The sequence below is a fragment of the Kitasatospora sp. NPDC058046 genome (genome assembly GCF_042885595.1).
Taxonomy (GTDB): domain Bacteria; phylum Actinomycetota; class Actinomycetes; order Streptomycetales; family Streptomycetaceae; genus Kitasatospora.
Genome location: NZ_JBHVRS010000002.1, coordinates 141031 through 167608, shown reverse-complemented (window position 1 = coordinate 167608; position 26578 = coordinate 141031). Strand labels below are relative to the sequence as shown.

Annotated in this window: 38 protein-coding genes and 1 tRNA gene; 6 read left to right on the top strand and 33 right to left on the bottom strand. The window is 72.7% G+C overall.

The genetic code is table 11. The features are described from left to right. The 9 genes from ACFVU7_RS04830 to ACFVU7_RS04790 form a co-directional block, all read right to left on the bottom strand. Positions 1-285: a hypothetical protein gene (locus ACFVU7_RS04830; RefSeq protein ID WP_388044328.1), complete on the bottom strand. Its 285-nt coding sequence runs from the start codon at positions 283-285 to the stop codon at positions 1-3. Between the two features lie 14 nt (positions 286-299). Beyond that, positions 300-1127: a hypothetical protein gene (locus tag ACFVU7_RS04825; RefSeq protein WP_388044327.1), complete on the bottom strand. Its 828-nt coding sequence runs from the start codon at positions 1125-1127 to the stop codon at positions 300-302. Further along, entirely contained in the window at positions 1114-1350 is a 237-nt protein-coding gene (locus ACFVU7_RS04820; protein WP_388044326.1) for a hypothetical protein, read from the bottom strand. Before ACFVU7_RS04820 ends, ACFVU7_RS04825 begins: the two co-directional genes overlap by 14 nt. Further along, the gene (locus ACFVU7_RS04815; RefSeq protein WP_388044325.1) at positions 1347-2330 is read right to left on the bottom strand and encodes a hypothetical protein; all 984 of its coding nucleotides are present in this window, start codon (positions 2328-2330) and stop codon (positions 1347-1349) included. Before ACFVU7_RS04815 ends, ACFVU7_RS04820 begins: the two co-directional genes overlap by 4 nt. Next, entirely contained in the window at positions 2327-2698 is a 372-nt protein-coding gene (locus ACFVU7_RS04810) for a type II toxin-antitoxin system Phd/YefM family antitoxin (protein WP_388044324.1), read from the bottom strand. Before ACFVU7_RS04810 ends, ACFVU7_RS04815 begins: the two co-directional genes overlap by 4 nt. Further along, positions 2695-3024, bottom strand: a complete 330-nt coding sequence (locus tag ACFVU7_RS04805) for a hypothetical protein (RefSeq protein WP_388044322.1) — start codon at positions 3022-3024, stop codon at positions 2695-2697. The genes ACFVU7_RS04810 and ACFVU7_RS04805 overlap by 4 nt, the downstream gene beginning before the upstream one ends. Positions 3025-3136: 112 nt before the next feature. Next, entirely contained in the window at positions 3137-3310 is a 174-nt protein-coding gene (locus ACFVU7_RS04800) for a hypothetical protein (protein ID WP_388044320.1), read from the bottom strand. 17 nt (positions 3311-3327) lie between these two features. Continuing rightward, positions 3328-3582 (bottom strand): hypothetical protein, encoded by a 255-nt coding sequence (locus ACFVU7_RS04795; protein WP_388044319.1) that lies wholly within the window; start codon positions 3580-3582, stop codon positions 3328-3330. Continuing rightward, positions 3522-4373: a hypothetical protein gene (locus tag ACFVU7_RS04790; protein WP_388044318.1), complete on the bottom strand. Its 852-nt coding sequence runs from the start codon at positions 4371-4373 to the stop codon at positions 3522-3524. Before ACFVU7_RS04790 ends, ACFVU7_RS04795 begins: the two co-directional genes overlap by 61 nt. A gap of 135 nt (positions 4374-4508) precedes the next feature. Here ACFVU7_RS04790 and ACFVU7_RS04785 point away from each other — a divergent pair, with 135 nt between their 5' ends. Next, positions 4509-4730 (top strand): hypothetical protein, encoded by a 222-nt coding sequence (locus ACFVU7_RS04785; RefSeq protein ID WP_388044317.1) that lies wholly within the window; start codon positions 4509-4511, stop codon positions 4728-4730. 16 nt (positions 4731-4746) lie between these two features. Here ACFVU7_RS04785 and ACFVU7_RS04780 read toward each other — a convergent pair whose 3' ends face one another. From ACFVU7_RS04780 to ACFVU7_RS04755, 6 genes are all read right to left on the bottom strand, one after another. Beyond that, the gene (locus ACFVU7_RS04780; RefSeq protein WP_388044316.1) at positions 4747-5508 is read right to left on the bottom strand and encodes a hypothetical protein; all 762 of its coding nucleotides are present in this window, start codon (positions 5506-5508) and stop codon (positions 4747-4749) included. 45 nt (positions 5509-5553) lie between these two features. Continuing rightward, entirely contained in the window at positions 5554-5967 is a 414-nt protein-coding gene (locus ACFVU7_RS04775; RefSeq protein ID WP_388044315.1) for a hypothetical protein, read from the bottom strand. A gap of 37 nt (positions 5968-6004) precedes the next feature. Beyond that, a complete protein-coding gene (locus ACFVU7_RS04770) occupies positions 6005-6571 on the bottom strand; it encodes a hypothetical protein (protein ID WP_388044314.1) in 567 nt (188 codons plus the stop codon). After that, positions 6568-6732: a hypothetical protein gene (locus ACFVU7_RS04765; RefSeq protein ID WP_388044313.1), complete on the bottom strand. Its 165-nt coding sequence runs from the start codon at positions 6730-6732 to the stop codon at positions 6568-6570. Before ACFVU7_RS04765 ends, ACFVU7_RS04770 begins: the two co-directional genes overlap by 4 nt. Further along, positions 6729-7208, bottom strand: coding sequence for a DUF6011 domain-containing protein (locus ACFVU7_RS04760; RefSeq protein ID WP_388044312.1), 480 nt, complete (start codon positions 7206-7208; stop codon positions 6729-6731). Before ACFVU7_RS04760 ends, ACFVU7_RS04765 begins: the two co-directional genes overlap by 4 nt. A 74-nt stretch (positions 7209-7282) precedes the next feature. Then, complete coding sequence (locus tag ACFVU7_RS04755) at positions 7283-8494, bottom strand: hypothetical protein (protein ID WP_388044311.1); 1212 nt, start codon at positions 8492-8494, stop codon at positions 7283-7285. 936 nt (positions 8495-9430) lie between these two features. Here ACFVU7_RS04755 and ACFVU7_RS04750 point away from each other — a divergent pair. Continuing rightward, a complete protein-coding gene (locus tag ACFVU7_RS04750) occupies positions 9431-9718 on the top strand; it encodes a hypothetical protein (protein ID WP_388044310.1) in 288 nt (95 codons plus the stop codon). A gap of 62 nt (positions 9719-9780) precedes the next feature. Here ACFVU7_RS04750 and ACFVU7_RS04745 read toward each other — a convergent pair whose 3' ends face one another. The 15 genes from ACFVU7_RS04745 to ACFVU7_RS04675 all read right to left on the bottom strand — a co-directional run bounded on the left by ACFVU7_RS04745 (position 9781) and on the right by ACFVU7_RS04675 (position 17853). Next, complete coding sequence (locus tag ACFVU7_RS04745; RefSeq protein ID WP_388044308.1) at positions 9781-10248, bottom strand: hypothetical protein; 468 nt, start codon at positions 10246-10248, stop codon at positions 9781-9783. A gap of 111 nt (positions 10249-10359) precedes the next feature. Next, the gene (locus ACFVU7_RS04740; RefSeq protein ID WP_388044307.1) at positions 10360-10620 is read right to left on the bottom strand and encodes a helix-turn-helix domain-containing protein; all 261 of its coding nucleotides are present in this window, start codon (positions 10618-10620) and stop codon (positions 10360-10362) included. Between the two features lie 113 nt (positions 10621-10733). Beyond that, positions 10734-10919, bottom strand: a complete 186-nt coding sequence (locus tag ACFVU7_RS04735; protein ID WP_388044306.1) for a hypothetical protein — start codon at positions 10917-10919, stop codon at positions 10734-10736. Beyond that, positions 10919-11200: a hypothetical protein gene (locus ACFVU7_RS04730; RefSeq protein ID WP_388044305.1), complete on the bottom strand. Its 282-nt coding sequence runs from the start codon at positions 11198-11200 to the stop codon at positions 10919-10921. Before ACFVU7_RS04730 ends, ACFVU7_RS04735 begins: the two co-directional genes overlap by 1 nt. A 63-nt stretch (positions 11201-11263) precedes the next feature. Further along, complete coding sequence (locus ACFVU7_RS04725) at positions 11264-11521, bottom strand: hypothetical protein (RefSeq protein ID WP_388044304.1); 258 nt, start codon at positions 11519-11521, stop codon at positions 11264-11266. Beyond that, positions 11493-11927: a WhiB family transcriptional regulator gene (locus ACFVU7_RS04720; RefSeq protein ID WP_388044302.1), complete on the bottom strand. Its 435-nt coding sequence runs from the start codon at positions 11925-11927 to the stop codon at positions 11493-11495. Before ACFVU7_RS04720 ends, ACFVU7_RS04725 begins: the two co-directional genes overlap by 29 nt. Before the next feature lie 342 nt (positions 11928-12269). Then, complete coding sequence (locus ACFVU7_RS04715) at positions 12270-12899, bottom strand: RusA family crossover junction endodeoxyribonuclease (protein ID WP_388044300.1); 630 nt, start codon at positions 12897-12899, stop codon at positions 12270-12272. Further along, positions 12896-13852, bottom strand: coding sequence for a hypothetical protein (locus tag ACFVU7_RS04710; protein WP_388044299.1), 957 nt, complete (start codon positions 13850-13852; stop codon positions 12896-12898). Before ACFVU7_RS04710 ends, ACFVU7_RS04715 begins: the two co-directional genes overlap by 4 nt. Continuing rightward, on the bottom strand, positions 13849-14124 hold the full coding sequence (locus ACFVU7_RS04705; protein WP_388044298.1) for a hypothetical protein: 276 nt from the start codon (positions 14122-14124) through the stop codon (positions 13849-13851). The genes ACFVU7_RS04710 and ACFVU7_RS04705 overlap by 4 nt, the downstream gene beginning before the upstream one ends. Continuing rightward, complete coding sequence (locus ACFVU7_RS04700) at positions 14121-15134, bottom strand: recombinase RecT (protein ID WP_388044297.1); 1014 nt, start codon at positions 15132-15134, stop codon at positions 14121-14123. The genes ACFVU7_RS04705 and ACFVU7_RS04700 overlap by 4 nt, the downstream gene beginning before the upstream one ends. A 2-nt stretch (positions 15135-15136) precedes the next feature. Beyond that, positions 15137-16243 carry a YqaJ viral recombinase family protein gene (locus ACFVU7_RS04695; RefSeq protein WP_388044296.1) on the bottom strand — a complete coding sequence of 369 codons (1107 nt, stop codon included), beginning with the start codon at positions 16241-16243 and terminating at the stop codon, positions 15137-15139. Then, on the bottom strand, positions 16240-17025 hold the full coding sequence (locus ACFVU7_RS04690; RefSeq protein ID WP_388044295.1) for a hypothetical protein: 786 nt from the start codon (positions 17023-17025) through the stop codon (positions 16240-16242). The genes ACFVU7_RS04695 and ACFVU7_RS04690 overlap by 4 nt, the downstream gene beginning before the upstream one ends. Beyond that, positions 17025-17174: a hypothetical protein gene (locus ACFVU7_RS04685; RefSeq protein ID WP_388044294.1), complete on the bottom strand. Its 150-nt coding sequence runs from the start codon at positions 17172-17174 to the stop codon at positions 17025-17027. Before ACFVU7_RS04685 ends, ACFVU7_RS04690 begins: the two co-directional genes overlap by 1 nt. 83 nt (positions 17175-17257) lie before the next feature. Next, positions 17258-17578, bottom strand: a complete 321-nt coding sequence (locus ACFVU7_RS04680; RefSeq protein ID WP_388044293.1) for a hypothetical protein — start codon at positions 17576-17578, stop codon at positions 17258-17260. Beyond that, the gene (locus ACFVU7_RS04675; RefSeq protein ID WP_388044292.1) at positions 17575-17853 is read right to left on the bottom strand and encodes a helix-turn-helix domain-containing protein; all 279 of its coding nucleotides are present in this window, start codon (positions 17851-17853) and stop codon (positions 17575-17577) included. The genes ACFVU7_RS04680 and ACFVU7_RS04675 overlap by 4 nt, the downstream gene beginning before the upstream one ends. Positions 17854-18088: 235 nt before the next feature. Here ACFVU7_RS04675 and ACFVU7_RS04670 point away from each other — a divergent pair, with 235 nt between their 5' ends. Continuing rightward, positions 18089-18538: a helix-turn-helix domain-containing protein gene (locus ACFVU7_RS04670; protein WP_388044291.1), complete on the top strand. Its 450-nt coding sequence runs from the start codon at positions 18089-18091 to the stop codon at positions 18536-18538. A gap of 23 nt (positions 18539-18561) precedes the next feature. Beyond that, entirely contained in the window at positions 18562-19179 is a 618-nt protein-coding gene (locus ACFVU7_RS04665; protein ID WP_388044290.1) for a hypothetical protein, read from the top strand. Between the two features lie 53 nt (positions 19180-19232). Here ACFVU7_RS04665 and ACFVU7_RS04660 read toward each other — a convergent pair whose 3' ends face one another. Next, positions 19233-21080: a tyrosine-type recombinase/integrase gene (locus tag ACFVU7_RS04660; RefSeq protein ID WP_388044289.1), complete on the bottom strand. Its 1848-nt coding sequence runs from the start codon at positions 21078-21080 to the stop codon at positions 19233-19235. A gap of 103 nt (positions 21081-21183) precedes the next feature. Next, positions 21184-21265, bottom strand: a tRNA-Leu gene (locus ACFVU7_RS04655). 288 nt (positions 21266-21553) lie between these two features. On the opposite strand from ACFVU7_RS04655, the gene ACFVU7_RS04650 reads away from it, so the two are divergent. Then, positions 21554-22327: an ABC transporter ATP-binding protein gene (locus ACFVU7_RS04650; protein WP_049651964.1), complete on the top strand. Its 774-nt coding sequence runs from the start codon at positions 21554-21556 to the stop codon at positions 22325-22327. Positions 22328-22375: 48 nt separating this feature from the next. Beyond that, complete coding sequence (locus ACFVU7_RS04645; protein ID WP_387821677.1) at positions 22376-24931, top strand: ABC transporter permease; 2556 nt, start codon at positions 22376-22378, stop codon at positions 24929-24931. A 177-nt stretch (positions 24932-25108) separates the two neighbouring features. Here the strand turns inward: ACFVU7_RS04645 and ACFVU7_RS04640 are convergent, their stop codons facing one another. Further along, complete coding sequence (locus ACFVU7_RS04640; protein ID WP_049651966.1) at positions 25109-26476, bottom strand: NAD(P)/FAD-dependent oxidoreductase; 1368 nt, start codon at positions 26474-26476, stop codon at positions 25109-25111. Positions 26477-26578 lie beyond the last annotated feature (102 nt).

The following is a 26578-nucleotide window of genomic DNA, read 5'->3' as shown; positions in this document are numbered from 1 at the left end:
TCAGGCCTTGGCCGGGGCCAGGGCCCAGGTGCGGGTGCAGGTGGCGGCGTGCTCGCGCGCCCACCGGTCGGTGGTGACGCTCGGGGACTCGTCCGCCGGGCGGCCCGGGATCTCGTCGTCGAGGCCGGTGGCGCCCCGGCGCGCGTCCAGGACAACGCCGTCGTGGCAGCCGGAGCAGTCGGCCTCCCACAGGAGCGTCAGCAGGCCGGCCAGGCGAGTGTGGCGGAGCACCGTCACCGTCGCGCCGGCCTGGGTCGGGTAGGTGGCGGTCTCGATGGCCTTCATAGGTGTCTCCTCGGTCAGGACGGGTGCGGGGTGGTGGCGCGGCGGCAGGCGCCGCACAGTGGCAGGCTCAGCGCGGTGGGCAGGTCCATGGGCTCGGTCGCGTGGAACCCGCAGTGGGTGAGGCCGTCGCCGACGGGGGCGTGCTTCGTGGAGCGGTTCACCGAGCGGCTGTTGAAGACGTAGCCGGCCGCCTGGTGCAGGGCCTCGCGGCAGGCGCGGCACAGGCCGTGTTGCTCGGCCTGCTCGCGGGTGAGGGGGGCGGTCGCCGGGCGGTCACACAGGGTCTGGCCGGCCAGGCCGGGGGCGTGGATGGTCTGCGGCAGCTGGTCGTCCGCGGCGTGGACGCGCGGCCCGTCGGGGTCCGGCTCGTACGCGCAGGCCAGGACGGCGGCCGGCTTGGCGCCGGAGCTGTCGCACCTGGTGTCGTACAGGCCGCCGCGGTGGACGGGCAGCCGGCCGCGCGTGGTGAGGTGGAACGCGGAGGTCGGGCCGGTCGGGCAGCGGTCGTCGGGGCAGATGCCGAGGCCGACGAACGGCGGGTAGGTGGTGAAGCCGGACTTCATCAACTCGCGGTCGGCGCGCTGACGGGCCAGGCCAGGGTCCTCCGGGGGAAGCGGGGGGAAGCGGGTCACGGGGGTGCCGTAGGAGGCCACCAGTTCGCGGGCCTCGCCGAGCTGCCGGGTGAGGACGTCGACGTGGTCGAGGAGGGCGCGGGCGTGGTGGTCGCCGATGCGGACCCACGCTTCGTAGCGTTCGGCGCCGGCGGGCACGCCGATCATGCGGCCGGACTCGGCGAGTTCGAGGTCCGCTCGGATGACGGCCAGCTGGTCATCGGTCAGCAAGGATCGGCCCTCCGTCGGGGTCGTCGGTGAGGGCGAGGGCGATGGTGAGGGCGTGCCGTCGCTCGTGCGTCGTGCTGGCGGTGGTCCAGCGGGCGGCGACGCAGGTGAGCCAGTCGGCCACGGCGTCACGGGCGTTGGCCGGGATGGGGTCGGCGGTGATCGCCAGGTCCGCGGCGGCGGTGATGATCTGCGGGGCGGTCAGGCGGGGCGTGCGGGGGTTCACCGGTGCGCCTCCTGCTCGTCGGTGGGGTGCTGGACGGTGCCGGCCGTCGAGCGGGCGCGGCGGTAGTCGCGCTTGCACGCCTCGCAGTAGGCGCGGCCGTCGGGGGCGTAGCGGCCGTGCTCGGCCTGGTCGTGGCCGTGGACGCAGCGCACCGGGCGGGCGGTGCCGCCGAGGATGTAGCGGATCTGCTCGCGGATGGCGGCTCGGCCAGGCTCGTCGTTGACGTGGTCGGGGGCGAGGCACTGATGGTGCCCGCACTCGGCGTAGACGTGGCCGACGGGCTCCCGGCCGGGGTTGCCCCAGCGGAAGGAGAGGGCGGCCGGGCTGTACGACGCCTCCCCGTACCGGATGACCGGGGTGCGGCTCTTGCTCGCCCGGGGGCCGGTCCACTCCAGGTGGCCGTCTCCGAGGGGGACCAGGTGGTCGAGCCACTTCTCGGTGATGTTCATCCAGCGCTGCGGGCGCCGCCAGACGATGCCGGTCTCCTGGCGGATGCGGGAGACGGCGTCCTTGTCGACGCCCAACTTGGTGACGATCTGCGCGTTGCTGTGGGTGCGCAGCAGCGCCCGGATCTCGTCGTAGCGGGGGTGGACGCGGGTGGCGGTCTTCACGATCGTCGCCGGGCCGACGCCGGTCACCTCACGCTGCCGGGCGATCATCCGCAGGTCGGTGCCGGTGCGGCGGCGGACCTCGGTGTTGCTGTGGCCGGCGGCGAGCAGGGAGCGGACGTCCCTGGCCTTGGGGTGCGGCTGGCGCTTGTAGTTGCAGCGGGGCACGGGCGGGATGCCGTGCCCGGTCCGGATCAACGCCGCGGCCTTCTGGGTGATGCCGAGCTGCGCGGCGACGGCCCGGTTCGTCATGCCGCCGGTCATCAGGGTGACGGCCCGCTCCTCCACTGTGGCGGTGCAGTCGGCCTCGGGCCCGTCCTGCTCGACGGCGACGGCGCCGGCCTCGGCCGGGTCGTGCTCGTCGGGGGTCACCGGCTGCCTCCCCCGGTGACCTCGCGGATGATCTGGAGGGCGGCGGGGCCGACGTCGCGGATGGCCAAGAGGTCGTTGTCGGTCGCCGTCCGCACCTGCTGGAGCGTGGTGTAGCCGTGCCGGTTGAGGGCGGCGCAGACGCGGGCGATGCCGCGGAGGGTGGTGGCGAACTGCCGCTCCAACTCGGTCGGGACCGGGCCAGGCGTCAGCTCGGCGAGCGGGGTGATGGTCGCGACCGGCGTGCGCTGCCTGGTCAGCTCGAACGCCTCCCCTTCGGCCAGGCGACGCAGGACGTCGGCCAGCCCTACCCGCAGCTGGGAGGTGCTGATCTGGGTCGGGGCGGGGGTCGGGGGCTTCGGGGTGTTCACCGGCGCTCCCCGGTGGCCTCGATGGCGGCCGGCACGGTGTCCTCGCCGGGGACGGTGCCGACGAGGGCGACGGCGTCCCGGGCGCTGGCGCGCAGGGCGGCGATGAACGGCTCCAGGTCGGCGGTCGGGATGGAGCAGCCGGCGCGGGAGCTGACGACGTTGACGGCGGCGCCCTGGCCGGGGACCGACGCGGGGATCAGGACGATGCTGTCTCCGTCCACGTCGGTGTAGCGGTAGTCCGGGGCGGGCGAGGCGGGCGGGAGGATCGAGACGATCTCGACGACCTCGTCGGCGCCGTTGGTGACGGTCACGTTCATGATGCTCACGGGTGCAGGTCCTTCCCTGGATGGTGTGTGGTTGGCTGGCCGTCGGGCCGGCGGCGCCCCTGTTAAGGGCGGGGGCGGCGCCGGCCCGACCGGGTCAGCGGCGGGGCGACGGTCAGATCGAGCCCTCGGTGAGGAGCTGGTCCGCGATCAGCGGCCGGTGCCGGTCCTCGCAGTCCTTCGCCCACCCCTGGTGCTTGTGGCAGGTGGTGCGGTCGTCGCCGTGGATGGCGCCGGTGTCCTCCTGGTCGTCCTCGCGCTTGAGGGCGGCGGCGAGCTTCTTGCTCACGGGGTTGGTCCCTTCGGTCAGGCCGGGTCGGCCGGGGGTGTGCAGGGCGGCGTCTTGTCGCCCTGGGGGGTGTTCCAGCTCTGCTCACCGCGGGTCCACTCGGTGAACCAGCGGCGGGCGTAGGGGTGCGGGCGGCGGATGGCCAGGAGGTCGCAGTCGTCGCAGCGCTTGCGGTGGCTGCCGGCCTCCTGCCAGGTGTGGCGCTTGGCCGTCAGCGCGCCGACGTCGGGCCGTCGGCGGCGACGAGGAAGACGCGGTCCCGGCTGATCCACACCTCGTCGCCGGCGGCGGCCCGGGGGCTGCTGGCGCCGATCGTCGTGCGGACCTTGACCTTGTCCTTGCCGACCTTGACGACGGGGCCGAGGATCGTGGACTGGTAGCGGCCGGAGGTGGTGCCGCCGACGGTGTCGCCCTCGTAGCCGGTGCGCCCGGTGGCGTCCTTGAAGGACGGACGCGGGGCGGCCGGCGGGGCGACGGGCAGCTCGGGCAGCAGGGCGCCGCAGTCGGCGCAGCGGCGGGTCTGGAAGCGCTGGCCGTCGCTCTCGCGCTCGCCGACGATCTCCCACGACAGGTGGGGGCAGGGCAGGTCGGCGCCGATCTCGTCGGCGTACTGGGCGAGGAGATCGGCGGCCCACTCCCGGGCGTCCGCGGAGTGGGCACCGGTCTCCTCGTACAGCTCGACGAGGCGCTGCACGGCGGTGCGGTCGTCCTTGTCGTCGTCGGGGTCGTCGTAGTGGTGGTCCACGGGGCGCCAGACGTTGACGACGACGGGGACCTCTTCGACCTCCATCGCGGTGACGGTGTCGCCGGTCCACCCGTGGTCGTCGGGGCCGCCGTCGCCGACCTCGAAGTCCCCCATATCGATGGGGGCCTCGTAGGTCAGGGTGTAGGTCCGACCGTCGCCGTCGGCGTCACGGAAGACGACGGCGCGCTCCTGGGTGTACTTGAGGACCATCACCTGCTGGTCGTCGAGGATGACGTCGCCGTCGACGTCCTCGGGGCGGTCCGGGGGGACGCCGAGGGCGCCGAGTTCTTCGCGAGTGAACTCGCGGGTCATGACCATGTGGTCGGGGCTCCTTGAGGGCCGATGTTGCGCGAATGCAACGCCAAGTTGGTAGCCCAGGACGTACGTTCACGCATGCAATCCGAGTTGATTGCATGCACGCAACTGTAGCGCACTGTTCGCTACAGTGCTGGCATGACTACTCGGAAGACGCCGTTCGTCTCAGCGGCGCTGACCCCCGCGGCGCGGGACGCGCTGCGCCGGGCCACCGTCGACCTCACCTCTCCGGCCGGGCTCCGGCTGTCGATGTCGGACGTGCTGCTGGCCGTGCTGGCTGTGGCCGGCGCGCACCAGGAGGAGACGCTGGTGAAGCTTCGGGAGGCCGCGGCGGCGAAGGCGCGGCCGAGCGCCGGCTGACGGGCCGAACCCCGGGTCAGCCGGCCCGGCGAGCGCGCGCGCCATCGCGTCGGCAGACCGCGCAGTGCGCGTGTCCGTCCGGATCGAAGCGGCCGGCCTTCCGCTGGTCGTGCCCGCGGCGGCAGACGGCGGGGGCCTCGTCCTGCACGAGGACGGCGCGCACGGCGCGGCGGGTGCGGGTGCGGTCGCCGGCGTCTTCGAGGTGCGCGGGGGCCAGGCAGCCGGGGTAGCCGCACCCGGGGTGGACGTGCCCGACCGGTGGCCGGCCGGTCGCCCAGGTGTAGGAGAGGTGGCCGGCGCTCAGGTTGCGGTCGCCGGCCTTGATGATCGGGGAACCGCCGCCGCGCCTGGAACGGGTGCCGGTCCACACGAGGTGTCCGCCGTCGACCAGTTGGAGGCGGGATGCCCAGCGGGCGGTCAGCGTCCGCCCGGGCGCGGGGATGCGGCGCGGGGGCGGGGCCGGCGGGATCGTCGGCGGCCCGAAGGCGCCGGCCTCCCGGGCCCGGGCCACGGTCTGTGCGTCGGCGCCGGTGCGGCGGCTGATCTCGGCGTTGGTGTAGCCCTCGTCCAGGAGCAGCCGGATCTTTCGGCCCTGCGGGTGGTCGACCCTGGCTCGCCACTCGCTGCACGCGATGTTCGGGATGCCGTGCGCGTGGCGGATGCGGGCGACCTGCCGGTGGTCGACGCCGATGCGGCGGTCGATCTCGCTGTTGGTGAGGCCCTGGCGCAGCAGGGGCAGGACGTCGGGTTCGCGGGGGTGCGGGGTGGCGGTGGGCATGGGCGGGGGTTCCTCCAGGTGGGTCCCGCACGCCCTGGTGGCCCGTCAGCGGGCTACCGCGGGGGCGCGGGTCTCGTTCGGTTGTCGGGTGCGGACGGCGAGTGCGCGGGCGAGCGCGCGGGCGCCGTACCGGGCGGCGGCGGCTTCCTCGCCGTGCGCGTCGACCTCGGCAAGGACGATCTCCGGGGTGACTCCGGCCGGCGGCGGCGCCGCCGGAGTGCGACTCGCTGCACCGCACAGCAGGCACTTGTTGTCCGCCGTCGGGTCGTACGGCCCGTTCGGGTGCCGGCCGCAGGTGGTCGTGCGGCCGGTGCCGCGGGCGGAGGCGACGAGGGCCTGTGCGCGGTCGAGGTCGGCGGCGATGCTGCCGAGGGTGGAGTCGTTGACCTCGTGGTCGGCGGCGTACTCCCCCAGCGTGCGCAGCACCGTGCTGAGCGGGGGCAGGAAGTCGGGGTTCACGGGGTCCTCTTCTCGGCCGGTCGTGGCCGTCGGCGTGTCAGGTCTGTTGTCGGCGCTCGGCCTTCTCGCGGCGGGCACGGGCGAGGGCCGCGGCGTGCCTCCGGTCTTGGTCGGCTGTGGCGGCACGCTGGACGAGGATCGGGCTGTCCAGGGCGGCAGTGTGCCTGATCTCGGGCTCTCGCCACCCGCGGGTTTCCGGGGCGCTGCGCTCGCGGCCGGCCTGTACGGCCCGCTGGGCGCGGTTGAGGTCGGACGTCGCGCCGGTCAACTGGGCGTCCGGGCAGGGGGTGAGGGCGCGGCGGGCGCGGCCAGTGCGGCGCCGGCTGTTGCACAGCAGGCATCTCCCCCAGCCATCCTCCGGGGTCGGGTCGACCGGGCCCTGGGGGTGCTCCGCGCAGCCGGTGCGGGTGGTGCGGCGGGCCAGCTGCGCGGCCAGGTCGTACGCCTCCTTGAGCGCTTCGGCCAGGGCTTCGAACTCGTCGGCCGTCGAGGTCAGCGAGAGGTGGAACCCGAGGTCGTTGGCGGCGGCCAGGTGCACGCGCAGCTGCGGCAGGCCGGCGGCGACGCCGTCCGCGACGCGCACCGTCTTGTGGCGGTAGCTCACCCCTGCACCTCCTTGGCGGCGAGGCGGGCGCGGGCCCGGTCGCGCAGCTGCTGCTCGGCGGGGGGCGTCCACGGGTGCCAGCCGGCCGCCTCGGTCCACTGCCGGGCGTGGCCGCGTTCCAGGAGCGGGCAGTGCCGGCACGCCCCCGCCGGGGCGGTCACCGGTCGACGCCCTTCGCGTCGAGGTGCGCGGCGTGGGCCTGGCCGACCAGCGGCGGCGCGTACCGGGCGAGCAGCGCGGGGTCCATGCCGCGGCGGCAGTCCGGGCCGATGCCGAGCGCCTTCGACTCGGGGTCCAGCAGCGGCCGACCGCACCGGGCGCAGCAGATCGAGAAGTCGGCGAACCGCCTGCGGGCGGCGGCCCGGTCGGCGTGGATCGCCACGATGACCAGGGTGAGGTAGGCGCGGCGGCTGGCGGACCAGGCGTCGACGAACACCGTGCGGGCGATCGGGTCGTCCGGCAGCTCCGAGCGCTTCGGGATGGCGGGGCCGTGCCACGCCTTCGCCGGCCAGGCGTTGAGGGCGTCGGTCTTGCGGGTCTTGACGCGCCGCCAGTAGATCACCGTGTCCGGGTGGTCCGGGTCGGTGACGGCGTAGAAACCGGGTTCGATCTGGTCGAGCAGGACGGTCGGGTCCATCGGGGTCTCCCTTCTCGGTCTGGCAAAGGGTGCTGGGCGGCCTGGGCCGGGTCGGCCGGGCGGGCGCCCGTCGGTTAGTCGTTGACGGCCCGTAGGTGGCGCTCGGGCCGCGGGGCAGGCACCCGGGCCGGGGCGTCCGCGGGAAGGGGGTCGGCCGGCTGCTCCGGGCCGTCGGGGGCGAGGTGCAGGTCAGGGCGGGCGGTCCCGGCCGGAGCGCCCTCGCCGCCGCCGGACAGTTCCAGCAGGAGCGTGCCCTGCGTGGCCTGGGTGGAGCGCTGGGCGGGCACCGGCGCCGCGGTGGCCGGGGCCGGGTCGGCGGGCGCCTCGGCGACAGCCGGGGTGGGCTTCGGCGCGGCGGGCGCCACCGGGGCGGCCGGGGCGGGCTCGGCGCCCGCGGGCCACAGCAGGGTGTCCTCGGCCGGGACGTCGTCGGGCAGGTGGGGCGAGCAGGCCGGGACCGGCGCGGGGACGTCGTGGTCCCCCGGTGTGCCTTCGGCCCACAGGTCGGCGGCGCAGGCCGGCTGCCAGACCGCCGTCTCCGGGACCGGGGCCACCTCGGCCACCGGGGCGGCCGGGGCGGCCGGGGCGGCGGGGGCGGCGGGGGCGGCGGGCCGGCCGGAGGTCGGCCGGGGGTTGCGCTCGCACCAGCCACTCATCTGCCGCTCGACCCGGTGCTCCAGCAGCTCGCCCCACACCCCGGTCGCGGTGAAGATCCCCCGGATGCGGGCTTCCTCGGCCGCCCGCGCCTCCTCCCAGTTCGCGGCGGCCGTGTCTGCGGCCCGCGCGTCGGCCTCCGCCGTCCACTGGTCGGCGGCCTCCCCGGTGGCGGCCTGCACCGCGCGCCGCTCCTCGTGCCGGACCTGGCAGGCCCGGCAGGCCGGCCCGCCGATGAGCTGCCCGTCCTCGCACCCGGGGTCCGGGCAGTCCTGCGCCAGCAGCGCGGCAGCCAGCCAGGAGCTGCGGTTGAGGATGCGGTCACAGCCGTACGGGGTCGCCTCGCTGCGCCGGGCGGCCGTGCAGCCGGTGTCGGTGCAGCGCTCGCAGCCGCGGTACTCGGCCGCCGAGCGGACGTCCGCTCCTTCGCCAAACCACCTGCGGTTCAACCGGGCGACGACCAGCTCCGGGGTGCGGCGCGGGATGCCCGACTCCGGGTTGCCGGTCAGCAGGTCGTTGATTGCCCGCACCAGTCCCGGATACAGGCGGGTGCCCCGCTTGGCCACCTCGACCGGCACGGCCGCACGGACCATGTCGAACCCCGGCGCCTCCTGGCGCGGCCGGGTCTTCACCGTCGCCGGCCTCGGGGACTTCCTGCGCTCGGGTGATGGATCGGTGTCCGACGCGGCGCAGCCGCCACCGGCCTCGCCGGTTTGCCCGGCCGCACCGTCGCCGCGAGCCGCGCGCACGAAACCACCTGCACTTTTGCCTACGGCGTCAGGCACAGCCAGGTCGTTCTCAGAAGGTGACTCGGTAGGTGACTTAGAGGGTTGTGGGACTTCAAGTCCCCGGGCCCCGGACTCGTAGTCCCCGGGGTGGGGACTGTCAGTCCCCGGGGGGTAGGGACTCTCAGTCCCTGGGTCAGCAGCATCCGGCGCTGGCTTCTTCGGCCGCGCCACCCCCTTGTCCGAGCGAGTGACCTTCACCGGGGCAATGCCGAGCCTCGGTCGGCTCTCGCTGGTGATGGCGGGGCGGCCCAACTCCGCACGCCGAACGTTGAGCTCCGCCAGGTCCTCCGGGCTCCAGCAGTCCGCCGGGATCATCACCTCCCAGACCACCGGCCGCTGCTCCTCGGGAATGGCGTACCAGCGCGGAGAGATGTGCACTTCCTGGCGCCGCAGCAGGCCACGGGACGCCATGTCCCGGCACTTGCGGCCGGCGGTCTTCGGGTCAACACGGGCCTTCTCGCCCAGGGTCTTGTACGACCGGAAGCAGTTCAGGCCGTCGAAGTCACCCTTGACCACCAGCGCGGTCAGGACGGCGCGCTCCTGCACGTCCTTGACCGGGGCCAGCTCAACGGCCCAGAGAACCGGGTGAAGGCTCACGCGGCCCCCCTCTCCTCGGTCGGCGGGTGAACGGGTTCGGGTCGGTGCATGCCGATGCCCGGGTGGTGATCGACGATCACCACATAGCCAACATTACACTTGGCCACACACAATGTTGGCAAACGGGCGTGTCGTGTAGCACAATCACCCCGAGGCCAACGGCCTGTGTGTAACCATCGGCCCATGCCAGAGAAGGACGACGACCCCGTGACCAGCCGCCTGGACGCCGCGATCGAGGCCAAGAAGGCCGCCGAGAAGAAGGCGCAGGAGATCAAGGACGCCGCTGCCGACGCCTTCGCCGACGCGGTCGCGCGCGCCCTGGACGACGGCATGAAGCCGCAGGCGGTCGCCGACAAGATCGGCATGAGCTACGAGACCGTACGCCGGATCGCCCGGGGCCGCGGAGTCAAGCGGCTCCGCGAGCCCACCGTGACCAGCCGCAGGAAGGCCGACGACGCCGGCCAGGACTGACCACCGCTCGACGGCGTCAAGAGGGCGGCCCCGGCGGGCCGCCCTCTTCGCGCGTGCCCGGGTCACCGGCGGTTGAGCTGCTGCGGGATGCCGAGGAGGGCGCGGCGGTCCGCGGCCTCGACGGCCTTCCACCGGCGGTCGAGCCTGCCACGGTCCTTGTCCATCAGCCGCACCGCGCGCTCGACGACCTGCACGATGACGGCCGCTGCGCAGATGTACGTCTCGAACGGGTCCTCGTCGGACCGGACGGCATCGCCCTCGGGCTCGACCCGGTACAGGTCGCCGGCGACGGCGCGGGACGCGTACCAGCGCGCATACGCCTTGTCGGTGCTGATGTAGACCCGGTCCGGGCGGCCGGTCGGAGGCTCGGACAGCCGGCCGTCGGGCATCACGATCTGGACGCCGGCGGCGCGCGCCGCGCACTCCGCACAGCCCGGGTGCTGGAGGGGCGGGTGCGGGGTGATGCGGTCGCCGACCTTGAGGCTGGGGAAGCCGCCGTGGAAGTAGCGGACGAGGGCAGGGCTGGTCATGGTGGCTCCGTGCGCGAGGGGGCCGGGCGCCAGGAAAGGCGCCCGCCGAGGCGGTCAGCAGGGGGCGGGCGACGGGCGGCCGAACCTCGAGTCCGGCCGCCCTTCAGCGGGTCAGTGGGAGCCGGCCGAGCCGCCGCGGGTCCGGAGCTTGACGCCGGCCTCCAGCAGCAGCGTCCGCGTCTGGCCGTAGCTGCGGTCGAACTGATCGGCGACCGAGCGGACAGACCCGCGCCGCTCCTTGCCCTTCCGCACCGTGACCGCGTCGTACGCCGTCGCCATCGCGGCGCGGAGCGCGACCCGGTCCATCGAGTTCAGGGTCGGCCGACGGTTGGCACTGCCGGACTGCCGGGGACGGTGGTGGTGTTCGGCCATGAGGGTTCCTCTCTCGTCTTCTGCAGGGGGTCAGGGGCGGCCGGTGTTCGGGCGACCGGGCCAGGGACCGGTCCTCCAGCCGCGGCCGGGTCCGGTGCGGTAGTCGGTTGCGCTCACGCCGTCACCGCGCGCGCCGGGCGGAGCGGTTCGTCCAGGGCATCGCCGATCCGGTGCGCGAGGTCCCGCCGACGGTCGGCCAGGGCCGGGCTCGTCTCGGTGCAGGCTGCGGCGCCGACCAGCAGACAGTCGACGATCTCGGCGACGTCCTCGACGACCAGGCCGCGAAGGGTCGCCGCCATCACGCGCCCCCGGGGCCGGGGGCGCCGTCCACGCCGGCCGACTGCTGCGTGCCGCGCGGGACGAGGCGGCGGTCGACGCCCGCCATCGCCCAGTACGTCGCCATCTCCAGGTGAGTGATGGCCTCGGACTCCTCGCGGGATCCGGGCACCAACTCCCCGATGATCAGCGCCAGTTCCTGCGCGGCCTGCGCGATCCGAACCTTTATGGCCAGCTTCACGGGGTCGGGGTCGGCCTCGGGCGGCGCGAACCGGTTGCGGATCTCCTGCTCGGTGATCGCCAACGTCTCTCTCCTCGCTGTCTGTTGAGGCCCGGGCGGCCCCTGCGCGACGCCCGGGCCGTCCGTCTACCGCTGTGCCCGGGCTGCCGGGGCCGCGCCCCGGTACCGGTCGGCCAGGTCCGCCTGCTGCGCCGCCAGGGCCCTCTCGGCGCAGACCTTGTGCGCGGGCTTGCCCTCGTCGTCGCGCAGCGGCGTCGTCACCCCGCAGTGCCTGCACTCCCGGGCCCGGTCCGACCAGTGCTGCGGGCCGCGCCAGTCGAGGTGGACCTCCGGCAGCGCGGCCGGGGCGGCCGGCTCAGGCTGCGCACGTCGCGGCGAGGACACCGGCCGCCCCTTCCGTTCCGAGGGCCGGCCGGACGTCGAGCAGCCGAGCGGTGTCCAGCGCGGCCTGCACGGCCTGCTGCTCCCGGGCCTCCCGGCGGGCCTGCTCGGCCTCGGCCCGGGCCCGCAGCTTCTCCGCCTTCTCCGCCGCCAGCACCGGCGCAAGGACCACCTGGCGCTCCTCGTGCGACATCGCGCCCCACACCCCGGCCGGCTCCCGGCGGTCGAGCGCGCCGGCCAGGCACTCCGCCTGCACCGGGCATCCCCGGCACACGCTCTTCGCCGCCTCGATGTCGGTCGGCTGGTCGCTGTAGAAGAGGTCCGGTTTCTCGTCCCGGCACACAGCGAAGTCCCGCCAGTGCGGCGGCCTCGGCAAGTTGTTGGGCGCGTACTTGTTCCGGAAGGACATCAGGACACCCCCCTGCCGGCGCCGCCCGCCCGGCCGGGCCGGACACGGCACGCGGACGCCCCGCGGACACCCTGCCGGGACACCGGCCGGACAGTGTCCGGGCAGGTCACGTGCGGTTTCGGGGTCGGCGTGCGGCGGGTGTCCGGACACCGGCGGACACGTCCCGCGTTCCTGTCCGGACACCGGCGGGCCTGTCCGTCCGAGCTGCCCGGCGCCCGCTCCGGGCCGGTCCCGCTGACCACCCGCGACGCCTCCCGCAGCACGACCACGGCGGCCAGCACGGCGACCGGCGCCCACCACGGCCACGACGCGATCACCGCGAGCAGCAGAACCGTGACGTCATCAAGCCCCATGGCCGGCCACCTCCCCGCCGTCCTCGATCGGGGCCGCCCACAGCCGGATCGTGCAGCCCGGGGTGTCGAGCACCCCCGGCACCACCCCGGCGTCCGTGACGTACCACTTGCCGAGCCGGACGTACTGCACGATCAGCGCGTCGTCCCGGTAGGCGACCCCCGACAGGGCGTCCTCCGTGCTGCGGATCAACTTCGACAAGTCGGGCTTCACGTCCGGGAACCGGGGCGCCGCCGGGCGCAGCTGACCGGCGTTGCGGCCGGTTCCGAAGTGCCCCTTCGGCCGGGGCAGGCTGAACACCATCTCGGCGTAGACCGGGCCGGTCAGCAGCTGGTAGCCGCGCCGCCGGTTCTTCGCCGCGACGGCCTGCCACGCGACCGAGTCCCGCCAGGGCTTGACCAACGCCGAGGACTCGACCAGCACACCGTTGCCCTTGTGCGACTTGCTGCCCTGCGGCCCGGGCAGGCCGCGCACCACGACGACCAGCGCGGGCTCCGGCAGCACCAGCTGAGGCAGGGTCACCAGCCGGGGCGCCGGCGGCTCGACCGGGCCCTCGGCCACGGCCAGGCCGACGCCGCCGGGGAGGTCGAAGAGGGGGACGTCGTAGGTCAACGCGGTCACCGCCCGCCCTCCTGCCCGGCGCGCAGCACCGACAGCGGCAGCGCGGCGGCGGTCGTCGGCGGCGGCCCATCGGTGACGGGCGGCAGGACCTCCGTCGGGGCTTCCGAGTCGCCCGGAACAGCGGCCCGGACGGCCTGCGCCGCCTGCATCATGGAGGTCGGGTCGGCGGTGGTGGCCGGCAGTTCCCCGCCCGGGCTGCCCGTTCCGCCCGAAACGGGCGAGGTGGGCGGGACGGGCAGCACCGGCTGCACGACCTGCACCAGCCGCTTCGGGGCGCCATCCACGCGCCCCTCCACCGCCCCCACGACCCGGATACCGGACAGCACCACATCGTCGGCCAGCATGACGGCGAGGTCCGCCGATGCCTCCAGCGGCCAGCCGACCAGCTCACCGGCGGTCAGCCCGGTCTCGGAGCACAGCTGGTCCAGCAGCACCGTTACCGGCTCCGACATCGACCAGCCCATGACCAGCACCCGCGCCGTCCCGGCCGTCTGGTCGACGTCGAGGACCGTCACCCCCGACGCCTTCCTCGTCTGATTCACCGTCCGCAGGTACAGCTCGCCCAGCTCCGTCAGCAGCGGGTCGCCGTCCGTGAGCCGCACGTACCGGCGCATCGCCAGGGTCCGCACCTGGTCCTCTCGCCCGGCCGTGTCCTGGCCGTGGGCGACCAGAGCCAGGACCGCGACGATGTCCTTTCCGAGGGCCTGCGGGGACAGGGCGTGCGAGACGGCCCGCACCCTCGCCGCCCGCCACGCCGCCGTTCCCCGCGTCTCCTCCGCCGAGCACGGGCAGTCGGCGACGGCCGCCCGCGTCTCCACGCTCGTGTGCCCGTCGCACCGCAGGTACGTCGTACGCCCCCGCTCGCACAGGACCCTCGTGCAGCACGGGCAGTAGGGGCAGTCCTCCTGCCGCGTCTTCGGCCGGACGTACTCCGGCCCGAACGTCTCGCTCATCGCGTCTCTCCAGGGGTCTCGTGCCCGCACTGCCAGCAGCGCCGGGCGCCGTCCGCGCTCACCGCGTGCGGCCTCCGCCGGTGCTCGGCCGGGCACTCGTAGAAATCCGTCACGTCGCAGCCGGACGGCGGGACCACCGCCGCTATCCGGCCGCGCACAGGCAGGGGGGTCATCCGCTGGGCCCGCCGCAGGTGCGGGGCCAGCACCGCGGCGGCAGCAACAGCCGCCGCGGTGCCGGACCCGACCAGAGCGGCCCAGGGGGCACAGCTCACGCCGCTCGCCTCGCGGCACGGCGCCCCGCGCGGTCCTTCTTCGTGCCGGTGCGGCCCCGGCGGCGGGCCTTCACGACCGGCGGCGGCACCGGGGCCCCGAGCGCGCCGACCTCCTGGCCGGCCTCTGCGGCCTCGTGCGCCGCCGCCGCGTCTGCGGCCAGGGCGGCGTCCTCGGCGCCCGGCTGCGGGGCGTGCACCACCTGCACCCGCCCCTCGTCCCCGGCGTCCTCCACGACGGCCAGCTTCCGCAGCTCCGCCGACGTGGGCACCGTCTTCTCCAGCCGACGAATCGCCGTCTTCTTCCACATGTCGCCGAAGTGGGTGTGCCACGCCGAGGACTTGCTGCCGTCCGCCTCCGCCCGCCGAAACGCCTCGCTGTACGCGTCCCGGTTCGCCTCCGCGTCCTCCCGGTTGAGGACGACCACCTGGCTGCGCGCGCCGTTCTCCATCCAGCAGAACGCGTACGCCAGCACGGCCTCACCGCGCTGCGCCCGGGGCAGGTCCGGCCGGGCCTTGTGCGTGAAGTCCAGCGGCGCCGGCGCCGTGGGCTCCCACGACCACTCATCCCCGGCGTACACCAGCCCCACGTGCACCGACCGCACCCGGCCGGAGCGGTACATCAACTCCACGTAGCCCCGGTACATCGGGACCATCACCGCGGTCGAGCCCTCGGCCTTGATGACCGCCTGCTGACCGTCCGGCAGCAACCCGAACCGGGCGCAGGTCAGCACCGCCTGGAGCAGCGACGCCGGGGTGCACCGGGACAGCCCCGGCAGGGCCGTCCGCACCGCGGTGAGGAACACCCCCGGCTCGACACAGGACGGCAGCGCCGCCTCGATGTCCGCCCGGCGCCGGCCCAGCCAGTCCATGACCGTGTCGGCGGCCTGCCCGCCGTCCGCCTGCTGCGCCTCGTGCAGCTCCACCGCGGATGCGCCCTCGACGGCGTCGACCACCGGAGCAACCGGGCGGGTGGCCGCGCTGACGCGGGCCTTCAACGTGCTCAGAGCCATGATCAAACTCCCTTCGCCGGCACGACCAGGCGCCGGGCTCGGAACTGCGCGTAGATGTCGGGCTGCTCGACCTTGAGGAGGTCGGTGTCGATGGCAGGGACCATCCGCGTGTACTGGGCGGCCAGCTCCGGGTGCGCCTCGGTGAACTGCTTCGGCGCGAAGTTCCCGTTCGCCTTCCACGTCCACGCGGGCTTCCCGTCGGCCTTGACGATCGAGTGCTCGCCGGCCATCTGCCGCATGCGGTTCTCGACGGCGGTCAGCTCGTCCCCAACGGCCTTCGCCCGCGCCTTGAGCTCAGCGCGGCGAGCCCGCAGCGCGGACGCCTCCGTGACGTCGACCTCACCGACGGTCTCCGCCTTGACGGACCAGAGCTTGGCCAGCAACTCCGTCGTGGACTCCAGGCCGCCCGGCTCCGGCGGATACCCCTCCAGCACGTGCCGCTCGTACCAGGCCGCGCAGTGCTCGAAGAGCTGGCCGATCATCTCCTCGTCTCGCTCCAGGCGGCTCCACCGGAGCTTGTTGCCGCCGACCAGCGCGGCGACCCAGCCGCACTCCCAGCCGCCGACGGCCATGTACCAGTGGCACTGGAGGGCGGGGGCGTCCGGGATCTCCCCGTCCTCCCACTCCGCCGCCTGGTGCTCGGAGCGGTTCTTGAGCTCCAGCGGGCCGGCGACCGCGCGGGTCTCCTCGTCCCACAGGACGAACTTGTCCACGTTCGCCAGTGCCCACGGCCGGTCGACGTTCACCAGGGTGCCGGGCGGGTCCATGACCGCCATCCCGGACCGCTTCGAGAACAGCCCGGCCACGAAGTCCTCAATCTCCGAACCGATTTCCGTCGCCTCGTTGCCGGTGAACAGGTCGCGGCCGTGCTTGGCCTCGTAGACGTGCAGCGGCCCGCGGTACTTGTCGAGCCCGAGGATCGCGGCGACGTCCGAGCCACCGATCCCCGCGCGACGCACGGCGTGCCAGTCCTCCTCCGGCGCGCCGGCGGGCAGGATCAGGCGCGCGGTCGGCGCGGCCAACGGCGGCGCGGGCGAGACGGTCACCTCGGGCACGATCAGCTCCATGACGCTCGGGTCGCCGAGGTCGAACAGCGCCTGGTCGGTCACCGGTCGCTCCCCTCGGTCAGGTCGGTGGTGGGGACGGTCGTGGTGAAGGCGTTCAGGAACTCCGCGGCCTGCCGGGCGGACATGTGTCCGTCGCGGGCGGCGAGTTCGGTCTGCAACGCCGCGGCGGCGTCGACGTGGCCGTGCTGGGTAAGGAGGTGCGCGGCCTGCTGGCCGTGCAGCCACTTCGTCTCGGCGACGGCCTTGAGGATCAGCGCGACCGGGGCCGAGACCTGTGCAGGGTCGAGCACCGGGCGGCCCTCGACCTTCGGCGCCGGGGCGGCCGGCAGCGGACGCAGCCGGGACTCCCGCAGCACCGCGGCGTACATGTCGATGTGCCCGCACGGGTTGCGCCACTGGTCGACGGTGAACCAGTCACCGTCCTCCGACTGCCGGTGCGCGCGGACGGTGTCCCAGCCACGGGGACCGCCGCACTGCGCGCACCGGGTGGAGATGGTGACGGTGACGACCCAGACGCCCTCGTACCCGCGGGAGCCGTCACCGCGGTCGGCGACGCGGACGGTCATCCGGTCCGGCAGCGGCTGCACGGGCTGGCCGTGGCCGACGTACCGGACCCAGACGACATCGGCGTCCGTGGTGGGGGCGGCGTACGCGTCGAAGGCCCCGGCCGGGTGGTACGCCGGGAGCCGGCCGTCACGGATGGCCGCGGCGGACGACTTCGCGGAGAGGCTGGACCCGAACTCACCCGCGTACACCCACTGACCCGGCAGAGCCTCGGCCATGGCGGCGGCAGCCGGGTGGTCGTTCACGTGACGGGCACTCATCACTGGCCGCCCTTCCGGATCTGGCGCGGCAGGGCGACGGCGAGGCCGGCCCGGGCGTCCTGCCGGGAGGGGTGGCGCAGCGGGGCGCACAGGGGGCAGCGCGCCGCCCGGTGTCCCTTGTCGGTGGGGTTGTGGCTACTCTTCTTCATTGCGTTCCTCGATTCGTGGTTGAGGGACGGGGCTGGTGGGGCTGCCTGTCGACCCGGCACGGTCCGGGCGGCCCCGCCGGCCATCAGCGACCCGCGCGCTTCCTGGCCCCGGAGGGCCGGATCGTGCGGATGTCGGCAACGGCGGTGGACTCCGCGCTCGACGGCGCGGGGGTGATCAGCGGCACGACGTTGTCCGGCACGACGCTGCCGAGCTGCATGATCAACAGCAACTCGCAGTCGCAGAACGCGACGCTCTCGCCGTGCTTCTGGTGCGGCAGCTTGCTGATGCGGTCCTGGAGGTAACGGACCTTGCAGCCGAGCTTGGCGGCGGCCTGCGCGTAGTCGTAGTTCTGCACGGTCGTACAGCGGCAGTACGCGCGCCGGTTCAGGGTGCCCGCGCTCACGCGGCGGCCCTCGGCGTGGGGATGCCGGCGAGCAACTCGTCGATGGTGTCGAGCTGGTAGGCGTCCCGCAGGGCGACCAGCGTCGACACGCTGGGCACCGCGGTCCCGCCGTACAGGCGCGACAGGGTCGACGGTTCGATCCGGGCCCTGGTCGCGATGGCCCTCCGGGTGCTGTCGCCCTTCTCGGCGGCGACGGCGTCGAGCCGGCCGCAGTCCAGGCGCGGCCTGGACTTGGCCGTCTTGGGCTTGCCGTTCCTGGGCTTGCTGTTGGGCATGAGTCCCCTCCTCCCCGTGGATTGCACGGGCGCAACAGTTGATTGCGAGCACAACATACATCGAAGGATTGCACGCAATCAACTACCGAGACGGAGCATTCCGATCGACCGCACCTCCAAAGTGCGCCCCCACTCACCTGGGAGGCTGCGCAAACGGGCTCTCACCTGCCCAGTTGCGCGCATGCAATGCATCGCGAGTTGATTGCGCGGGCGCTACGCTCATGGAATGCGGAGCATGGACACAGACAATGACGTGGCGGTGCGCTTCGGCGCCCTAGTCACCAGACTCGCCGCCCAGAGGGGCTACGACGTCACACCAGGAACCGGCGACCGAGCGAAGCTCGCCGACAGGATCGGCATGAGCCGATCAACTTTCGGACGGATGCTCGACGGCAAGACCCTCCCCCTCCCGGCGCACTTCGAGCGCATCGCCAAGGGCCTGGGCGTGGACGTCCGGGACCTCCTCGTCGAAGGGAGGGTCATTTCCGAAGAAAGCTGGCCAAAGGGTGACAACTCCGATGTACGCTCGCTTTCTTCACAAAGCCCTCTCCTGACCCCTGATGCCGCGGCAGATGCTTGGGGCATCACCGATCCCATGATCAGGAGCATGCTCGTCAGCAACATCGAGCAGGCCATCCAGCTACAGCAGCGCGCCAACAGGCCGGACTCCGCCACGGGGGGATAGCCGGCGTACAAGGGACCCGCCTCATGCCGAGAAGAACCACCTTCGCCACCCTCACGGGCATCGGAGTAGGAATCACCCTCACCCTCACGGCCACCACCAACCTGCCGGACGACCACGAGATCGCCTCGATCCTCCAGATTGCCGGCGAACGGTTCTTCCCGGCCGCCCTGATCACCTTCGCCGCCCTGGTCGCTATCAAGAGATGGGTCAGCCAGCACGACGAACAAACCCGGACCCGATTCGCCAGCCTCCTCGATCAGCGCCGAGCTTTCGAGGAGCTATACCAACGACGTCAACTCGACCTCGACGCACGGGAATCTCTGATCAACCGTGCCGCCGAGATAACCCACCTCCGGCAGACCGACGGCTTGCGCAAGCTCAACGAAGCTAACGCCCAGCTCGACACCGAGCGCGCCGCCCGCCGCGAACTTCAACGCGATTTCGACGAACTCGCCGCCGAGTACAACACGTTGGTCTGCCAGACCATGCAGGAACACGCCGACCGGTTCAGCCGACCTCACCGCACCATCACCCCCGGGTCGGCGCCGGCCCCGGTCAGCCTGCTCCAGACGGCCTGCCCGCCGGCCCTCGCCGGCCAGCCTCCCGATCAGCAGGCCGCCGCCCACGGCGACGCAGGATGACGGAGAGGGGCCCCGGCTGATGCCGGGGCCCCTCTCCGTTGCCTACCGATCCGTCAGACCTCGGCCTCCCGGCCGTCCCCGGCCCCGAGCGCCGGGTTCAGCGAGCAGATCCGCAGTGCGTCCGCCCGGGCCTCGGCGAACGCCTCCAACACCGCATCCCGGTCCGTCCCCCACGCTTCGGCCTCCGTCAGTCCCGACGGCCGCCACTCCGCGCGCGGCAGGGCCGGCTCGTCGGTGTAGCCCTCCTCCCAGTCCCAGCGCCACACCGCCACCGGCTCGTACCCGGCCGACCGCAGGTGCTCCGTCCCGTCCCCGGCGTACACCGCCGGGCCGACCGACCACACCTGCACCCGGTCCGGCACCGACCGGCACACCGCGGTCAGCCCGCCCGCGACCGTGCGCGTCCACCAGGCCGCCGTGTACGGCAGCACCTCCGCCGCCCGGCCCTTGTCGAGGCCCCACTGCGCGGCGACGTCCCGCGCGTGCTCCTCCGTCCAGAAGCCGATCAGCACGGCACCCGCCTGCACCGCCCAGACCTGCCGCCCGTCCCGCTGCTCCGGCACCGCCCCGGCCTCGCTGTCCGCCGGGCCCCGGCCGCCGCCGAGGGCCCTCTCCAGGGTGTCCATCGCGTCATCATCCGCCTGCGGCAGCAGGTGCCCGTACGTGTCGCTCGTCGTCTCGATGCTCTCGTGCCCGAGGAACCGCTGCACGTACGTCAGCGCCCGGCCCTCGGAGAGCAGCGCCCCCGCGGTGCTGTGCCTGATGTCGTGGATACCCGGGTACTTCTCCGGGTCGAGACCGGGCAGCGTCACGTGCCCACGCGAACCGGAGCGCTCGAACTCGTGCAGCTTCAACTCCATCTCCTCCGGGCTGGGCCACTTCTCCTTCGCCTTCGAGACCGCCGCGATCCACCGATCGTAGAACGTCGAGTACGGCAGCCTGTCCCCCCGGCCGTTGTGGAACACCAGGGCGCCGGCCGCGAGGCGCAGCAGGCCGGCCTCGACCAGCTCCTGCCAGATGGTCTCCGCCAGACGGATCGTGCGCCGGCTGGCCTTGGACTTGGGCTTGCCGATGTAGTACCCGTCATCCGGGTGCCGCTTCCACGCCCGGGTGACGCGAACCTTGACCTTCCCGTCCTTCGGGTCACGGAAGATGTGCCGCTTCGCCAAGGCCGACAACTCCCCCCAACGCAGGCCCGTCGCGTACGCGAAGCGCACCAGCAGCTTGTCCTCCGGCCGTGTCAGCTCGGCGACGATCGCCTCGATCTCGGCGGGGGTCAGGAAGTACTTGTCCTCGTCCTCGCCCTCGTCTTCCAGGCCGTCATCGTCGGCACGGGGGAGCCTGCTGCTGTCGCAGGGGTTCCGGGCCCGAAGTGGCGGCTCCTCCTCCGCAGCCTCCTTGAGGATCGAGCTCAGCAGCCCGTGCAGGTTCTTGATCGTCTTCGGCGACATCTTCCGGTGCTCGCCGCCGCGCCAAACCATCGTCTGGGACATCTGCGTCAGCCAGTCGGCGATGGTCGCCTTGCTGAAGTCCTTCGTACTCCGCACGTCCGCGTCCCCGAAGGTGGGGAACAGGTAGGTCTCCGCCTCCTTCACCGAGGCCCGCCGGTACCGCTCCTCAGCCCCGGTGCGCCGTGCGATCGACGCGAGCGCGTAGGCGCGGAAGTTGCACCGCTCGTCCTCCGTCTCCTCCTCCTCGCTGACGAAGCCGCGGCCCTTGACCCAGCCCTCCGGCCAGTGCTGGCCGGCCGCGTTCACCAGGTCCTTGAAGACGCCGGCCGCCGTCTCGTCCTCGAAGTTCTCGCCCTGCCACGGGTCGTCCCGGCCGCCGCCCTCACGCCACTTCACGCGGTAGCTGGTGGGAACGCCGTCCTTGTCTTTCACGGGTGCCACGTACGCCATGGCGGAAGATTAGGGCCCGTGCGCCAGTCCGTGCGCCAGACACGACAATGGCCGACCCATCAGGATCGGCCATTCTTGCAGGTCAGTGACCTACCACACTCGGTGCCCGGAGCCGGACTCGAACCGGCACGGCCTCGCGGCCAAGCAGTTTTAAGCTGCCCGTGTCTGCGTTCCACCATCCGGGCGTCTGTGGGACCCCCTGAGCCTAGTCTCCCGGATCACCCTTTCGCATGTTCCCAGCCCCGGAAGTTGTCATGTTTCCTTGCCATCTGACGAACTGTCCGGGATTCGGCCACGAAGGATATCCGTTCCGGCCACCCGTCCGCCTCAGGGTTCACGTCATACCGCAGGAGGAGGGGGTCGCCCGCCCCTACGCCCAGCGGTGGTAGGACCAACCGTCCGGCGGAGCGACGCAGAACCATGATCACGTCGCGGAGCATGGAGGTACAAGTCCGCGAGCACTAGGAGTCCCCGTGACCACGTCGACCGCAACCGCCGTCCGCACCGGCCTGGCGGCCGCCCGAGCCACCGGCCTGAACAAGGTCTACGGGGAGGGGGAGACCCGCGTCGTCGCCCTCGACAACGTCAGCGTCGTGTTCCCCCAGGGCGAGTTCACCGCCATCATGGGCCCCTCCGGCTCCGGCAAGTCCACCCTCATGCACTGCATGGCCGGCCTCGACACCGTCACCTCCGGCTCCTCCACCATCGGCGACACCGAGCTCGTCGGCCTCAAGGACAAGCAGCTCACCCAGTTGCGCCGAGACCACATCGGCTTCATCTTCCAGGCCTTCAACCTGCTCCCCACGCTGACGGCCCTGGAGAACATCACCCTCCCCATGGACATCGCCGGCCGCAAGGTCGACAAGCCCTGGCTCGACCGCGTCGTCGACACCGTCGGCCTCTCCGGCCGCCTCAGCCACCGCCCCTCCCAGCTCTCCGGCGGCCAGCAGCAGCGCGTCGCCTGCGCCCGCGCCCTGGCCGGCAAGCCCGACATCATCTTCGCCGACGAGCCCACCGGCAACCTCGACTCCCGCTCCGGCGCCGAGATCCTCTCCTTCCTGCGCAACTCCGTGCGCGAGCTCGGCCAGACCGTCGTCATGGTCACCCACGACCCCGTCGCCGCCTCCTACGCCGACCGCGTCGTCTTCCTCGCCGACGGCCGCATCGTCGACGAGCTCCACCAGCCCACCGCCGACACCGTCCTGGACCGCATGCGCCGCTTCGACGCCAAGGGCCGCACCAGCTAGTCCGGCGCAGCAGTCGCAGCCCGCTCACCGACCTTCCCAGGACACCCCATGTATCGCACCGCACTGCGCAACGTGCTGGCCCACAAGGGCCGGCTGCTGATGACGGCCCTGGCCGTCATGCTCGGCACCGCCTTCGTGGCCGGCACCATGGTCTTCTCCGACACCTTCGGCAAGGCCATGCGGGACAGCAACTCCAAGAGCTACTCGGACGTCTCGGTCCAGGTGGTGGACCGCGCGGCCGGCTCCAACGCCTCCGCCCGGCAGAAGAGCGAGGGCGGCTCCGCCACCCTCACCGACGCCACCGTCCAGCAGCTGGCCGCCCTGCCGGGCACCGCCGGCGCCCGCGGCGTGGTCAGCGGCTTCACCGGCGTGGCCGACAAGAAGGGCAACCTGATCGGCCAGGTCTGGGCCGCCAAGGGCGCCAACTTCGCACCCGGCCAGGACGGCAAGGACCCGCGCTACCCGATGGCCGAGGGCCAGGGCCCGAAGGCCGCCAAGGAGGTCGCGCTCGACCGCAAGACCGCCGACAAGGCGGGCTACAAGGTCGGCGACACCGTCCGGGTCGCCGCCAACGGACCGGTGATCGAGGCGAAGCTCACCGGGATCTTCACCACCGACGACCCGGTCGTGAACACCGGCGGCTCGCTCACCCTGTTCGACCGGGCCACCGCCCAGCAGACCCTGCTGGAGCCCGGCCGCTACAGCAGCGTCGTGCTCACCGCCAAGCCCGGCACCAGCCAGGACGTACTGCTCGCCCAGGCCCAGCCCGTGGTGCCCTCCGGCCACCAGTTCGACATCGAGACCGGCGCCAAGCTCAAGGCCGACGAGCAGGAGATGATCACCAGGAGCACCAGCAGCATGCGCACGATGCTCCTGGTCTTCGCCTTCATCTCGCTCTTCGTCGGCATCTTCATCATCGCCAACACCTTCACCATGCTGGTCGCCCAGCGCACCAAGGAGCTGGCCCTGATGCGGGCCATCGGTGCCAGCCGCAAGCAGGTCACCCGGTCCGTGCTGATCGAGGCGCTGCTGATCGGCACCGTCTCCGCGGTGGCCGGTCTGGCCGCCGGCATCGGGATCGGCGCCGGGATGCAGTCGCTGATCGGCGCGATGAACGAGAACATGCCGAACGGCTCGCTGGTGATCAAGCCGCTCACCGTCGTGGTGACGGTCGTGGTCGGCGTCCTGGTGACGGTCACGTCGGCCCTGCTGCCCGCCATGCGCGCCTCCCGGATCGCCCCGGTGGCCGCGATGAGCAGCGGCGACCAGCCGGTCTCCCAGAAGAGCCTGGTGGTCCGCAACACGATCGGCTCGGTGCTCGCCGGCGGCGGCCTCGCCCTGATCGGCTACGGCGCCTCCACCGGCAACGACAGCGGCCGGCTGCCGGTCGGCCTGGGCGCCTTCCTGGCCCTGATCGGCGTGTTCGTCCTGCTGCCGCTGCTCTCCCGTCCGGTGGTCGCGCTGGTCGGCCCGCTGCTGCGGCTCGGCGGCACCCCGGGCAGGCTCGCCCAGCGGAACGCGGTGCGCAACCCGCGCCGCACCGCGGCCACCGCCGCCGCGCTGACCATCGGTCTGACCCTGGTCACCGGGCTCACCGTGATCGGCGCCTCGGTCAACGACACCATCGACCGGGCCGTCACCGGCTCGATGAAGGCCGACTTCATCGTCGGGGCCGCCAACGGCATGAGCCTGTCCGCGCAGGTGCCCGCCCAGATCGCCAAGGCCCCCGGGGTGGCCGCCTCCTCGGCGATGACGACCGCGTACTGGGAGCTCGACGGCACCAGCAGGACGGTCAACGGCCTGGACGCCGCCGTCCTGGACCAGCTCGCCGACGTCGAGCTGACCAGCGGCTCCACCGCCGGCTTCGGCCAGGGCCAGCTGCTGCTCGACGAGGACGCCGCCAAGAAGCTGAACGTCACCACCGGCTCGGTGCTGACCGTGGCCTACCCGGACGAGTCCACCGGCAAGGTCACCGTCGGCGGCGTGTACAAGACCGGCGGCATGCTCGGCCCGGTCATGCTGGCCAACAGCGAGATCGCCAAGCACGAGCCGAAGCCGTACATCTCCGACGTCCTGGTCAAGGGCAAGGACGGCGCCACCGACGGCCTCAAGCAGGCCCTCAAGGACGCCACCGGCGCCAACCCGGTGATCGAGGTGAAGTCCAAGCAGGACGTCCGGGACGAGTTCAGCCAGACCATCACCTTCGCGCTGAACCTGATGTACGGCCTGCTGGGGATGGCGGTCCTGATCGCGATCCTGGGCGTGGTCAACACGCTGGCGATGTCGGTCTTCGAGCGCAAGCGCGAGATCGGGATGCTGCGGGCGATCGGCCTGGACCGCGGCGGCATCAAGCGGATGGTCCGTCTGGAGTCCGTGGTGATCTCGCTGTTCGGCGCCGGCATCGGCCTGCTGCTCGGCTGCTTCATCGCCTGGGCGATCAACGGCACCCTGAAGTCCAGCCTCTCCGGCCTGACCACGGTCCTGCCGTTCGGCCAGCTGGCGCTGTTCCTGGCGCTGGCCGGGGTGGTCGGCCTGGTGGCCGCGATCTGGCCGGCCCGCCGGGCGTCCAAGCTGGACATCCTGGAGAGCATCAAGACCGACTGACCGGTCCCGCAACGAGAGAGGTCCCCTGCCGGAGGGTTCGGCAGGGGACCTTCTACTTCTGTACTCCGCCCGGTCGCACGGCCGGCTGAGCACCACGGAGGTCGTGGTCCGGCAACGCTGCCGGGCGGAGAGCCTCCGACTCATACCCCGGTGCTCCCACACCGGGGTCTCAGTCGCTTACTTGCTGGCGAGTTCCTTGTCGGCGGCCGGCTTGGCGGCCTCGACGGGCTTGGTGGGCGGAGTGACCTCCTGGATGGGAAGCTGCGGCTTCTCCATCTGGGCGAGGCCGACCATCTCGCGCTTGAGGAACATCGCGAGGGTCCAGTCGGTGAAGACGCGGACCTTGCGGTTGAAGGTCGGCACCATCGCACCGTGGTACAGGCGGTGGAACCACCAGGCCGGACGGCCCTTCAGCTTGTACTTGCCGAAGAGGATCGCCACGCCCTTGTGCAGGCCGAGACCGGCGACCGCACCCAGGTTCTTGTGCTTGTACTCCTTCTGCGGGAAGCCGCGCATGCCGGAGATCACGTTGTCGCCGAGGACGACGGCCTGACGGCTGGCGTGCTGGGCGTTCGGCGGGCACCAGGCGCCCTCGCCCGCGGCGAGGTCCGGCACCTGGGCGTTGTCGCCGGCGGACCAGACGTAGTCGAAGCCCTGGACCTGGAGGGTCGGCGCGGTGTCGACGTGGCCGCGCGGGCCCAGCGGCAGGCCGAAGTTGGCCAGCACCGGGTTCGGCTTCACGCCGGCCGTCCACACGATGGTGGAGGCGTCCATCTCCATGCCGTTCTTCAGCATGACGTGGCCGTCGACGCAGGAGTCCATCGAGGTCTCGATGTAGACCTCGATGTTGCGCTCCTCGAGCTTCTCCTTGGTCCACAGACCGAGGTCCGGGCCCATCTCGGGGAGGATGCGGTTGGCCGCCTCGACCACCACGAAGCGCATGTCCTCGCGGCTGACGGTCTTGTACAGCTTGGCCGCGTCGCGGGCCATGTCCTCGACCTCGGCGACGGTCTCGATGCCGGCGAAGCCGCCACCGATCACCACGAAGGTCAGCGCCTTGCGGCGGATGTCCTCGTCCGTGGTGGACTCGGCCTTGTCGAGCTGGGCCATGACGTGGTTGCGGAGGCCGATGGCCTCCTCGACCGTCTTCATGCCGAGGCCGTTCTCCGCCAGACCCGGGATCGGGAAGGTGCGGGAGACCGAGCCGGTCGCGACGACCAGGTACTCGAAGGGCAGCTCGTAGCTGTCACCGGCCGCGGGCTGGATGGTGGCAACCTTGCGGGCGTGGTCGATGCCGGTGACGGACCCGGTCAGCACCTCCGCCTTCTTCAGGGTGCTGCGCAGCGGCGCGATGAGGTTGCGAGGCGCGACACTGCCGCCGGCCGCCTCGGGGAGGAAGGGCAGGTACGTCATGTACGACCGCGGGTCGACGACCGTGACGGTCGCTTCGCCGTAACGCATCTTCTTGAGGATGCGCATCGCGGCATACAGGCCGACGTAACCACCGCCGACAATGAGGATGCGAGGACGCTCCGTGGTGCTCATATCCGAAAGTATCCAGCACCGTCCGGAGCAGCCTTCGTGAGCCCGGTCACAAGTTGACGGACCCCCCGTGCTACACTGCGCGGCCGCAAAACCGGGCCCGGC